This is a genomic window from Lysinibacillus sp. NPDC093197 (assembly GCF_044754025.1).
Taxonomy (GTDB): domain Bacteria; phylum Bacillota; class Bacilli; order Bacillales_A; family Planococcaceae; genus Lysinibacillus.
In genome coordinates this window covers 916794-929379 of the sequence record NZ_JBIVOH010000001.1, presented here as the reverse complement: position 1 = coordinate 929379, position 12586 = coordinate 916794, and the positions used below count along the sequence as shown (strand labels likewise).

General features: G+C 37.4%; 11 protein-coding genes. 7 read left to right on the top strand and 4 right to left on the bottom strand.

Translation table 11 applies throughout. From position 1 onward, the window contains the following. Window positions 1–231 precede the first annotated feature (231 nt). The gene (locus ACIP9G_RS04760; RefSeq protein ID WP_401017789.1) at window positions 232–1122 is read left to right on the top strand and encodes a PhzF family phenazine biosynthesis isomerase; all 891 of its coding nucleotides are present in this window, start codon (window positions 232–234) and stop codon (window positions 1120–1122) included. A 164-nt stretch (window positions 1123–1286) separates the two neighbouring features. On the opposite strand, the gene ACIP9G_RS04755 is transcribed toward ACIP9G_RS04760, so the two are convergent. Together ACIP9G_RS04755 and ACIP9G_RS04750 are read right to left on the bottom strand one after the other, a co-directional pair. After that, window positions 1287–1484 carry a YwbE family protein gene (locus ACIP9G_RS04755; RefSeq protein WP_340823655.1) on the bottom strand — a complete coding sequence of 66 codons (198 nt, stop codon included), beginning with the start codon at window positions 1482–1484 and terminating at the stop codon, window positions 1287–1289. Between the two features lie 50 nt (window positions 1485–1534). After that, entirely contained in the window at window positions 1535–2071 is a 537-nt protein-coding gene (locus tag ACIP9G_RS04750; protein WP_401017785.1) for a tubby C-terminal domain-like protein, read from the bottom strand. A 282-nt stretch (window positions 2072–2353) separates the two neighbouring features. Between ACIP9G_RS04750 and ACIP9G_RS04745 the strand changes: the two genes are divergently transcribed. From ACIP9G_RS04745 to ACIP9G_RS04730, 4 genes are all read left to right on the top strand, one after another. After that, window positions 2354–3202, top strand: coding sequence for a MurR/RpiR family transcriptional regulator (locus tag ACIP9G_RS04745; protein ID WP_401017782.1), 849 nt, complete (start codon window positions 2354–2356; stop codon window positions 3200–3202). 65 nt (window positions 3203–3267) lie between these two features. After that, the gene (locus ACIP9G_RS04740; protein WP_401017780.1) at window positions 3268–4629 is read left to right on the top strand and encodes a GntP family permease; all 1362 of its coding nucleotides are present in this window, start codon (window positions 3268–3270) and stop codon (window positions 4627–4629) included. 116 nt (window positions 4630–4745) lie between these two features. Next, entirely contained in the window at window positions 4746–5645 is a 900-nt protein-coding gene (gene garR / locus ACIP9G_RS04735) for a 2-hydroxy-3-oxopropionate reductase (protein ID WP_401017778.1), read from the top strand. Further along, the gene (locus ACIP9G_RS04730) at window positions 5646–7076 is read left to right on the top strand and encodes a four-carbon acid sugar kinase family protein (RefSeq protein ID WP_401017775.1); all 1431 of its coding nucleotides are present in this window, start codon (window positions 5646–5648) and stop codon (window positions 7074–7076) included. Between the two features lie 216 nt (window positions 7077–7292). Here ACIP9G_RS04730 and ACIP9G_RS04725 read toward each other — a convergent pair whose 3' ends face one another. After that, window positions 7293–8555 carry a dicarboxylate/amino acid:cation symporter gene (locus ACIP9G_RS04725; protein WP_401017772.1) on the bottom strand — a complete coding sequence of 421 codons (1263 nt, stop codon included), beginning with the start codon at window positions 8553–8555 and terminating at the stop codon, window positions 7293–7295. 258 nt (window positions 8556–8813) lie between these two features. Then, window positions 8814–9860, bottom strand: a complete 1047-nt coding sequence (locus ACIP9G_RS04720) for a TRAP transporter substrate-binding protein (protein ID WP_401017770.1) — start codon at window positions 9858–9860, stop codon at window positions 8814–8816. A gap of 112 nt (window positions 9861–9972) precedes the next feature. On the opposite strand from ACIP9G_RS04720, the gene ACIP9G_RS04715 reads away from it, so the two are divergent. After that, window positions 9973–11553, top strand: a complete 1581-nt coding sequence (locus tag ACIP9G_RS04715; RefSeq protein WP_401018171.1) for an ATP-binding protein — start codon at window positions 9973–9975, stop codon at window positions 11551–11553. Window positions 11554–11679: 126 nt separating this feature from the next. After that, window positions 11680–12384, top strand: coding sequence for a response regulator (locus ACIP9G_RS04710; protein WP_401017767.1), 705 nt, complete (start codon window positions 11680–11682; stop codon window positions 12382–12384). Window positions 12385–12586 lie beyond the last annotated feature (202 nt).

Below are 12586 nucleotides of genomic sequence, written 5' to 3'. Positions count from 1 at the left end.
GGCTATCCAAGCGAAAATCCACGAAGACTCCTGAGGGAACGCACGTAAAGCGAACTGGATTTTTACGAAATAATAATTTGAATACTATGCATAAAAGATAGTTTAATAAACTTTAAAGAAACTTTACCAAAGGGTAATATTATGCGTTATGCTAATGAAAGCAGAATGGATCATTTGACAGTTCTGCCATCAAAACCTGAATAGCATTCTAACAAAAAAGTGGGGAAGTTTATGAAAACAATAACTGTTCAACATTATGATGCATTTAGTCACATACCAAATAAGGGGAATCCTGCTGGAGTTGTAGTGGAAGGAAATCAATACAGTGAGCATGAGATGCAAGAAATTGCGAAAATGGTTGGCTTTAATGAAACAGCCTTTGCTATGACGTCTGAAAAAGCTGATATACGCATTCGTTATTTTACACCAGGGCATGAAGTCGATTTATGTGGTCACGCTACAATGGCAACCATTTATGCACTACAAACACAAGGCTTATTAGCGAACAAAACGACTATTACGATCGAAACAAAGGCCGGAATATTACCAATCCGTCTGGAAGAAAAAGATGAAAAGCTATACATAACAATGCAGCATGCTGCACCACAGTTTGAAGCATTTAATGGTTCTAGAGCTGCGCTTGCTGAGTCAATAGGCATTGACGAGGATGAATTACATTCAGATTTACCAATTGTCTATGGTAGCACAGGATTGTGGACCTTACTAATACCTGTCCAAAAATTAAGCTCTTTCAAAAAGATGAATCCACAAACCGCTAAATTTCCGTCTATCTTAAATGAAATGCCAACAGCTTCCTTGCATCCATTTTGTTTAGAGGCATTAGATGAAACGGCAAATATGCATGCAAGACATTTTTCTTCACCATACTCTGGCACAATTCAAGATATAGTAACGGGAACGGCTTCAGGTGTGATGGGGGCATATTATGCGAAGTATGTTGATAGTAATGTAGCATACCCGAAAACACTTATTGTTGAACAAGGACAAGAGCTTGATCGAGATGGTCGTGTTTATGTCCATGTGAACGAAGTGAACAACAACTTGGATATTTCAATCACTGGAACGGCTGTCTATGTCACGGAATTGAAAGTGCAAATATAAGTGCCAGGCACTCACACAATTTATCGTACTAATCATATATTTTGCAAAGTAAGACGGAGCAATCCCGCGTGTTAGCGAGGGGTGAGGCTTACACTGGCTAAGTGCCAGGCACTCAAACAATTTTAAACAAAAGAGACTGTTCATCGCTAGAACAGTCTCTTTCATTATTTTTGTAAAATATCACATACTCTACCTATTTGGCCATCCGTTAAACGAACCTTAATGCCATGTGGATGGTGTGAGGAATTGGTTAAAATATCTTTCACAATCCCTTTCGTTTTAACGCCTGTTCGCTGATCTTTTTTGAGAATAATATTGACTTCAAGCCCTGGGTGAATATCTTTTCTATTTTGACCGTTCATACTTAACCTCACATATATATAGAATGATTCAAATTATAGCATAAGTGCTGTTAGTTACCTATTGCAAATAGAGATTGAAACAATGAGGCTAGTAAAGCAACAAATAAAGTATCTTCCGAATGGAATAGCTTATAAATGATGCCTTCCCGTACTATCCCATTTTCTACGAAGTTTGCACTCGCAATTTTTTCATCATTACAATATAAATAAGCAGTCGATGTGAAATCTTTCTCAAAGCGAAAGACAAGACCATCCATCGTAAAGGAATAGGAAGATTCTAATAATTGAACAGTTTTTCTTTGAATAGGTATGATACTCCCATCAGGCATGATAATTTCATGACTGACACCTTTTGTGAGCAGCGTAGAACGCACTTGAAAAAGGGGTTCTCCATGCGTTGTCCGAATTTCATAACGGTGCGGTAACGGTTGCTGTGATGTTACTAGAGAGGCTGCATTAAGTACTTTTCCGATATTTGAGCGCTCAACTTTTTGGAGTATGCAAACTGTTTCATTTTGACTGTTTAGGATTGGTAATTTTGAAAGTCTATCAAATGCTTTTGGATATGTAAGTGTAAATGTTGCCATAAAAAACCTCCAATCTACTTACTATACGAGTAAGCTAGACTGGAGGTTTCACTATTATTAGTTGAATATAAATTTCTCTAACATTTACGTTTTCTTGTTCGGAATTATTAAAATCCGTTCAATGTAATAAAACTACATTTGATTGTAATTTCACTACAAAACTGTATCAATGTTATGAGAAAAAAAGTGAATAAGTAACAATATTATGTCTTTTTCGAAAAATAAACTTGTGAGGAAATTATCATTGTAGTAAAATTACAATTGAAATTAGGAGGTGATTTCTTGTTAAGTTTCGAAGAACGAATAAATAGTAAGGTGAATTCGCTAACAATTTCTGAGAGAAAAGTTGTCGAGCAGCTGAAAATGCATAAACAACCTTTTTTGTTATCAATGAACGAACTCTCAACATTAAGCAATGTAAGTGAACCGAGTGTTGTTCGTTTATACAGAAAGCTTGGATATGCTAGTTACCAAGAGTTAAAAGTGGCACTTGCTCAAGAGCAAGTGAATAACATCTACTCATCAACATCAGACCAAAATGAGATTATGGATGAGGATCTTGCGAATGTTGTATTTGATAAAATAGCAGATCAACTTTCTATAGCGATGTCGATGACTAAAGAGAAATTAAATATTACTCAGATGGAAGAAGCTGTTCAAATTATAGCAAAAGCAGAAAGGCTTTTTTTCTTCGGACAAGGTCTCTCGGGTACGATTGCAGAAGATGTCGCTCATAAATTTATGAGAATGGGCGGTACAACTATCGCTGTTCAGGATCCGCATTATCAAGCGATATATGCCAATCATATGAACAATGAAGATGTTGTCATTGTAATTTCTCATTCTGGAGAAACGGTCAATATTATAGAAGTCGTTCAAATGAGCCAAAAAAGTGGAGCATTTGTTATTGTTATTACATCGAATTCAAATACAACGCTTGCCAAAATGGCTGATACACTACTCCTTACACAGGCGCAAGAGACGGAAAAGCGGTCGGATGCGATGGTTAGCCGCCTTGTACAACTTGCTTTAATTGACACATTATTTACTAGGGTTGTTGCAATAGGGGGTAGCCATGTTAAAAAATCTATAAATATTTCACGGTTAGCCGTTACTAGAATGAAAAAATAATCTTTTTATAAAAGTGTATGCGTTGTCACCTTAGAGATAATTATATTTAAGGAGGATACATTACAATGTTAACAGGTAATACACTCATTATCGGGTTTGTTCTTGCTCTAATTGTTTTATTTGTCCTTATTATGAGATTCAAGTGGGATGCTTTCGTCTCTCTTTTAGTAGTTGCCATTGGACTTGGCTTGTTATCAAGCATTCCGGCGAAAGAAGTCCCTGGCATAATTGCCACAGGATTTGGCACCACACTAGCTGGCGTCGGTATTTTGATTGGACTTGGAATTATATTTGGTCAATTTTTAGCATCATCTGGTGCCATTAATAAAATTGCTACTGGAATGCTACGCGTTTTTGGGGTCAAAAAATCTCCATACGCAATTGCAATGACATCGATTACTGTTTCAATTCCTGTATTCTTTGACGCAGCGTTTATTATTTTACATAAATTAATTCAAAATCTTTCTTTTAAAACAAAAATCTCACTTACTACTTTTGTTGCGATTCTTTCGATTGGGTTAATCACAGCTCATAGTGTAATTATCCCGACGCCAGGACCTTTAGTTGTGGCCGACCAAACAGGATCAGATATAGGTATGTTCTTTATTTATGGATTGCTAGTTTCAATTCCTGGAGTACTAGTTGGCGGTGTAATCTATGGAAAGTATATTGGAAAGCGCATTAAAAATGAGGGACATCTTGATGAATCTGACATAGCAGAAGCAGACAGCACTCTTTCTGGAAGAAAAGAAATTTCAACTGCTCTTTCTTTTGGGATGCTCGCTTTACCAATTATCTTGATTTTATCGAATACGTTAATAAATTTACTTTTCAGAGACAACACAGAACAATTCGTTCCGACACTTTTTTCCGTTATTGGAGATAAAAATGTTGCGTTGTTAATCAGTGTGCTTGTCGCAATGTTTGCCTTAAAGCCATACATCAAGGAAGATATTAAAACCGTTTTTGCCAAGGCGTTAGATCAAAGTGGAGCGGTCATCCTAATTACTGGTGCAGGGGGTGCCTTTGGTAAAGTTGTTCAAGAAACCGGCATAGGGGATTTAATTATTAGCATGATGCAAGGGCTGAACATTCCTGCTTTACTACTTGCTTTTTTATTTGCGCAAATTCTACGCGCTTCGCTCGGATCTGCAACAGTTGCTCTTGTTACAACATCTGCAATTATGGGACCGTTAGCTGCAGAACTTGGCGTATCACCAGTCGTGCTAGGTCTTGCTATTTGCGCTGGTGGAATCGGCTTATCACTACCTAATGATTCTGGTTTCTGGGTAGTAAGTAAATTTGGACGTTTATCGATGACAGAAACAATTAAAGTTTGGTCAATAGGGGGCTTCTTATCAGGGGTGACCGTATTAATTTCCGTTTACGTTCTAAGCATGTTCCAAGGAATTTTACCAGGTTTGTAATTTACTTGTTTAATAGGCAAGGCGGATGGCTAGTCCACCGCTATATATAGTTGATTAAGTATGAATAGGGTACTTTATATCAGTTAATGAACAACTAGATTGGAGCTGAAGTTAAATTGAAGAAGAAACTTGGATTTATTGGACTTGGCATTATGGGGGCGCCAATGGTACGCAACCTTTTGAAAAAGGGTAACGAGGTTACTGTATTCGACCTGAATACACTAGCGGTTGAGATGCTTGCAAAAGAAGGTGCAAAGATAGCTACCTCTGGAAAGGGGGTAGCATTAACAAGTGATGTCGTAATTACAATGTTGCCGAAAGGGAGACATGTCCAGCAAGCTATCTTTGGTGAACATGGGGTTATGGAAGGTGCTCGTAAGGGTATGGTCATCATCGACATGAGCTCTGTCACACCAGTTGAATCAAAAGAAATGTACGAGCTTTCTGCAAAACAAGGGGTACATTTTCTTGATGCACCAGTCAGTGGTGGTGAGCCGAAAGCAATTGATGGTTCACTGACAATCATGGTTGGTGGAAAAGAAGAAGTGTTTGAAAGTGTAAAAGACATTCTTGGCGATATGGGCAATAACATTGTACTTGTCGGTGACTCAGGCAGCGGATCTACTGCAAAGCTTGCAAATCAAATTATCGTAAACTTAAATATTGCGGCAATATCTGAAGCACTTGTGTTTGCGACAAAAGCAGGTATTAATGTGGAGAAAATGTATCAGGCAATTCGCGGTGGTCTTGCAGGAAGTACCGTAATGGATGCAAAAATCCCAATGATTCTTGACCGGAATTTTAAAGCAGGTGGCCGTGTCGACATTAATCTTAAAGATATAAATAATGTGATGCATACTGCTCACGAGCTAGCTGTTCCACTTCCGTTATCAGCTCAGCTCTTAGAAATTTTCTATTCTTTAAAAGCTAATGGAATGGAAACCCTAGATCACGCAAGCATTGTCCAACACTATGAGAAATTAGCAAATGTTGAAGTTTCAAGAGAGGTGCGATAAATGGTAGCGAGAAAAGCATCGGAACTATTATCAGGCCTAATTGAACCAAGTTGCGAGCAAATTCAGATGAAATTGGAGGATGCGCGAAAAGGGTTTAACCATAAAATCGTGATTCTTGATGATGACCCAACAGGTGTACAAACCGTTCACGGTGTTTCTGTTTATACGGATTGGACTGAAGAAAGCATTAAGCAAGGATTCCGTGAGCAAAATCAAATTTTTTTTCTGCTAACAAATTCTCGCAGTTTTACCGCTGAGGAAACAGCGGTTGTTCATCAGGATATAGCTCGCCGAGTGCATGAGGTTTCCTTACAAGAAGGAATTCCTTATCTACTGGTTAGCCGCGGGGATTCTACATTGCGTGGTCATTACCCGCTAGAAACCGAAACAATGAAAAACACAATTGAAGAAATTTCTAATACTAAGTTTGATGGGGAAATACTTATTCCATTTTTTAAAGAAGGCGGCCGTTTAACAATCGACAATATCCATTATGTTCAGTATGGAGAAGAACTTGTTCCAGCTAGTGAAACAGAGTTTGCTAAAGACCGTAATTTTGGCTTTAGTTCTTCACATCTAGGCGAATGGATTGAAGAAAAAACAAAGGGTGTTTATCCAAAAGAAGATACTATTTATATCAGCATTGAAGATTTACGTTCACAAAATATTGAAGCAATCAAAGCGCAATTAATGGAAGCTGAAAACTTCAAGAAAGTCGTTGTGAATGCAGCTGTTTACAGCGATGTTGAAGTGTTTGTAATTGCCTTGCTCCAAGTTATGAAAGCGGGAAAAACGTTTATTTTCCGAAGTGCCGCTTCCTTAACAAAAGTACTTGGAGGCATTTCTGATAAGCCATTTTTATCAAGAGTAGAGCTTATTACGGAAGAGACTTCAAATGGAGGACTTATCGTAGTTGGCTCGCACGTTCAAAAGACAACAGATCAATTGTGTGCCCTTCTTGATAGTGGTCTAGTAACAGGAGTAGAGTTTAATGTTCATCTTGTGCACGATGATGAGAAATTCCAACAGGAAATCAATCGTGTCCGTATTACTTGCGAAGAGCTGATTACTTCTGGAAAATCCGTAGTTTATTACACTCGTCGGGAGAGATTGGACTTAGGAGTGAATCAAGGCGAAAGTGAACTTCAACTATCTGTTAAAATATCACAAGCAGTGACAAGCATTGTCACTGACTTAAAGGTACGACCGAAGTACATAGTTGCAAAAGGTGGAATCACTTCATCCAGTGTTGGAACAGTGGGACTATCAGTCAAGCGCGCTGAAGTAGTAGGTCAAATTAAACCGGGTGTTCCAGTGTGGAAAACCGGAGAAGAAAGCAAGTTCCCTCGTTCTTCTTTCATTATCTTCCCTGGCAATGTCGGCACAACCAACACGCTCAAAGAAATTATTGAAGTATTAGAGGGGAAATAAGTGAATACGATGAAGGATTTTTAGTGTCGTGGACAAAGTTGCATGTTGGAAACTGCAAGTCGATAATAGAGCGGCTGCGTTGAGCATATTTCCGATGTTCGAACGCTCGATTTTTGAATACGTAGCATTAGAAATTGAAGTCTATTAAATGCTTTTAGGTATGTAAAAAACCTCCAATCTACTTACTAACCGAGTAGATTGGAGGTTTCATTATTATTAGTTAGAAATGATTTTACCGGATAATGCACGTTTTTCTTGCTCTGTATCGAATTCATTTTCCATCTTAGATACAACTACTGTCGCTACACCGTTACCAATTAAGTTAGTAACAGCGCGTGCCTCAGACATAAATCGATCGACACCAATTAGCAGTGCAATCCCTTCTACAGGAATCATAGGGAATGCAGCGAGTGTTGCAGCAAGCGTAATAAAGCCTGAGCCTGTTACACCAGCAGCTCCTTTAGACGTTAACATTAAAATAGCAAGTAAAGTAAGCTGATGCCAAATATCTAAATCAACCCCATAAGCTTGTGCGATAAAGATAGCCGCCATTGATAGATAAATGGAAGTGCCGTCCAGGTTAAAGGAATAACCTGTTGGAATTACAAGACCTACAACTTGTTTCGAACAGCCGTAATTTTCTAATTTGCGCATCATCGAAGGAAGTGCAGATTCAGAAGATGATGTACCGATAACGATAAAAATTTCATCTTTAATATATTTAATGAATTTAAAAATACTAAAGCCAAAGAAGCGTGTAATTAAACCAATAACGACAACGATAAATATGAACATTGTAATATAGACAGATAACATTAAGAAACCTAAGTTCCCAAGTGATTTTATACCGAAGTTCCCGATTGTGTAACTCATAGCACCAAATGCACCAATTGGGGAAATTTTCATCACCATATTAACAATTTTAAAGAAAATATCTGCTACTTGCTCGAAAAATTTGATAACAGGTTTAGCCGGTTCTCCAATAGCCGCTGCTGCTAACCCGAATAATACAGCTGAAAATAAAACAGGTAATAACTCACCATTCGCAAGTGCACCGACAACATTATCTGGGATAATTTGCATTATAAATGCCCCAAAACCATGCTCAGCAGCAGCAGCTTGCTCTGTATATTGTGAAACATCCGCAGCGTTTGCTGCATCTGTATTAAATCCTTTACCAGGTTGAATGATATTTACAACAAGTAAGCCAATCGCAAGTGCGAAAGTCGAGACAATTTCAAAATAAATTAATGCCTTACCACCAATTTTACCGACCTTTTTTACATCACCCATGCTACCAATCCCGATAACAACAGTTAAGAAAATAATAGGTGCAATTAACATTTTAATTAATTTAATAAAAATATCAGCTAATATTTTTAAGCTAGCACCGAACTCTGGGAATGCAGCACCAACAATAATACCAAGTATAATGGCAATCAGCACTTGTACCGTTAAGTTTTTAAAATTTATCCGCATAATACTTCCCCCTAAAAAATGTGAACTTTGTGAACGCTTTCATGTGGTTATCATAGCGGAAATTTTCCGACAATAGGATTTATGGCCGTAAAGTTTCTATTGTTCATTTTGTTCATTTTTCATTTGATTAGATAGAAAGCTAGTAATATCAATGGTTTGAGGCTGTTTTATAGTAGAATGCAATTTCTCTAAACTATTATAATACAAAAGAAAAAATCCCCACATAAAGTGAGGATGTATTTTTAATGACCAAAAGTTCTAAGGAGATACAATCTTTTGGATTTCAGGTAATACATTATGCTGTTTTACATTGGCACGATAGAAATCATAGACAGGGGCAAGTTTTTCTTGAAAGCGTTGCCGCTCCTCATCGCTCATCGTATAAATTTCAAAATCGGCTTCTTGTTGTAGTTTTCGTAAATCATTGTCGTTCATTAACACAGCCTGCTTAAATTGCCATTCAGTTGTTTCTTTCATGGCATCTATTAGCTGCTTTTGAACTTTCTGAGGTAACTTTTCCCAAAAATTTTCATTCATTAAAACTGAATAGCCTAAAATTCCATGGTTTGTTAACGTCATATTTTTTTGTACTTTGTAAAAGCCCTTCGAAAAAATATTAGAGGCCGTATTTTCTTGTGCATCGATAGCATGTGTTTCTAAGTCAGTAAAAACTTCGCTAAAGGAAATCGGTACAGGCGTAGCCCCGACTAAGCTAAATTGCTTTTCAAGCGTTTTACTTGGCATTGTGCGTATACGTAAACCTTGTAAATCTTCAAACGTATGAATTGGATGCTCCGCTGTTAACTGTTTAAAGCCATTGTGCCAAAAGCCGAGACCCCGTACATTAAAAGGCTTTAACTCATCCAATAATTGTTCACCGATTGGTCCTGTTAGTACCTCATGAACTTCATCATCTGTATGAAAAAGATACGGCAGGTCAAGCACTTGCCAATCTGGTACATAGGAAGTCATTTTAGAAAAAGTAGGAATGATGATTTCGACTTTTCCATCTTGTAAAGCTTTGAATTCATTTTCATCGTTAAATAACGAGGCATTTGGATAAACATGGACTTTTACCTTTCCGTTTGTTTTTTCCTCTACAAGTTCAGCAAATTTCGTTGCAGCTTGACCTTTTGGCGTATTTTCAGCTACAACATGACTTAAATGTATCGTAATTTGTGTATCAAGGCCCTTTTGTTCATCATCATAGGGGAGCGTTTTCGAAAATAATATTCCTTGCTGTATACTAAATACAATGGTTAAGATCAAAACGGTTGCAATCGTCCCAATAATAAATTTTTTCATATTCTACACCCAATTGATTCGTATTTTCACATGTTTTTGTTATTCTAACATAAGGAGTAAGCTAAAATATAGTAAGAGGGAGGCAATGATCTTGAAATTTCAAAAGTTATCGATGAAGGGCAAAATCATGTCTCTTACTTTTTTTATACTTTTGTTATCTTTTAGTATAGGTGGAACGTTTTTGCTTGGGTTTGTCATGAATGAACAAAAAGAAAAGCTGGCAGAACAGGCATTACTAGTTGCAAAAACTGTCTCGCAGTTACCAGAAATGAAAACGGCTATTGCCAATCGTGATTTCACAGAAGCGACTAAACATATTAATCCTGTTGTTGAAGAAATACGTGATATAAATGGGGCGCAGTATATAGTTGTACTCGATATGCAGCGACGAAAGTATTCCCATCCAAATACGGAGGAAATCGGCACCATCTCACAATCAGGGGATTTAAACGCTGCATTTTCTGAGCATTATTATACATCCATTGCACATGGTGAACGTGGAGATATGGTACGCGCCTTCGTACCAATTATGACTGACAATGGACGTCAAATTGGCGTTGTAATCGTAGGTTATAGTGTATTAACCGTTAGCGAGCTTTTATTATCTATTCAAAAAGAGCTAATGATTACAGTAGCTTTATCACTATTATTTAGTGCATGGGGTGCACACACATTAGGTCGTCATATGAAAAAGCAAATGTTTGGATTGGAGCCACATGAAATTGCTAAAATGTATGTGGAACGCACTGAAACTTTTAACGCTATGCATGAAGGGATTATCGCAATAGATACTGAATTGACGATTACAATTTTTAATGAAAAAGCATGTGATATTTTAGGTGTAGCAGAACGGCCATCTTCGTTAATTGGCAAGAAAATTTTCGAGGTGTTACCAGATACCCGTTTACCAGAAATATTAGCGTTAGATCGTCCTATCTATAATCGTGAACTTTATATAAATGATCATAGCATTATGAGTAATCGTATCCCTATACAGGTCAATGGTGAAACGGTTGGTGCTGTAGCGATGTTTAAGGATCGCACAGAGGTGAAGAAATTAGCCGAGGAATTAACCGGTGTGAAGGCGTTTGTCCAGGCATTACGTGTACAAACACATGAACATAAAAATAAATTGCATACGATTGCTGGTCTTTTACAGCTTGGACATCATGATCAAGCACTATCCTATTTAACACAAGTTAAGGAAGAACATGATGAAATCACTAATTTTTTAAATGAGCGCATTAAAAATGAAAATATTTCGGGGTTATTACTTAGTAAAATTGCGCATGCGAAAGAGCATGGGATTACATTAGAAATAGACCGAGCTAGTCGTCTCACAACATTCCCGAAAAATTTAGATCATCATGATTTTGTCATCTTATTTGGGAATTTAATCGAAAATGCATTTGATGCATTAAAAGATAGTCCAGTTGAAGAAAAGACTGTTCATATTTCTGTAGATGAAGATGATGATGTACTTGCTATTTTAGTAACAGATAACGGAGTCGGCATGACGGAAGCGGTAAAGGCTCAAATTTTTGATAATGGCTATTCAACAAAAGAAAAAAAGGGTCGAGGTATCGGCCTGTATTTAATAAAAGAAATCGTACAAAAGGGTCAAGGTGAAATTGAGGTAATGAGTGAACCTAGTAAAGGGACAAGCTTTTTATTAACATTTTATCATCCTTAGTGTTCGGATTTTACACTCTATAATGAACATAGTACAAAAACATCCACTTCGTATCACATTAGAAACAAGTATGTTTAATTCACATTTTAGAGGAGAGTTGTAATCGATTGTATGGAGGGCTAGACAGTGACGCAAATAAACGTGTTATTAATAGAGGATGATCCAATGGTGCGGGAGGTAAACCGTCAATTTATTGAAAAAGTTGCAGGATTTAATGTAATAGGGCAAGCATCGAACGGCGTAGAGGGAATAGACAAAATCCGTACGCTACGACCTGATTTAGTGTTTATGGATATTTTCATGCCCGAGCAAGATGGTATAACTACCTTGCGAAAAATCCGTGAACTCAAAATTCCTGTCGATGTTATTACTGTAACAGCAGCCAATGATATGGAAACGGTAAAACAAGTTTTGCATCTTGGTGTCTTTGATTATATAATGAAGCCATTTTCGTTTGAGCGAGTGCAAGGAACGTTAGAAAACTACATTCGATTCAAGCAACAAATGCAAACAGAACGGGAGCTAACGCAAGGAGAGCTTGATCAGTTATTCCATTATCATAGTGGAGAAGGTAAGGCAGTAGGAGCAATTGAGGAGAAAACTGAGAAAAGTTTGCCTAAGGGTTTTAATCGAGCGACACTAGAGAAAGTAGTGCATTATTTGCAAACGGTAGATGGTGCATCAGCAGAAGATGTTGCAAGTGGAGTAGGCATTGCACGTGTGACAGCAAGACGATACTTAGATTTTCTAGAAAAGCAAAAGGAAATAACGATGGATGTTCATTACGGTGGTATTGGTCGTCCTATTAATTATTATTTTAGTAAAGAATGAAAATATAGGTAAATGCTATAGGTAATGTCCGTTACGAGTGGAATAAGCTGCAATCCTCGCTAACCACGCAGAATGCCCACGTCTTACGTTGCATAAGTTCCGACAGTAAATATATATAAATGACAAAATGCATCAAGCTAAACATCTTGATGCATTTTGTCGTATACTGACTCGATTGTCTGATGAACAATCGAGTACTTTC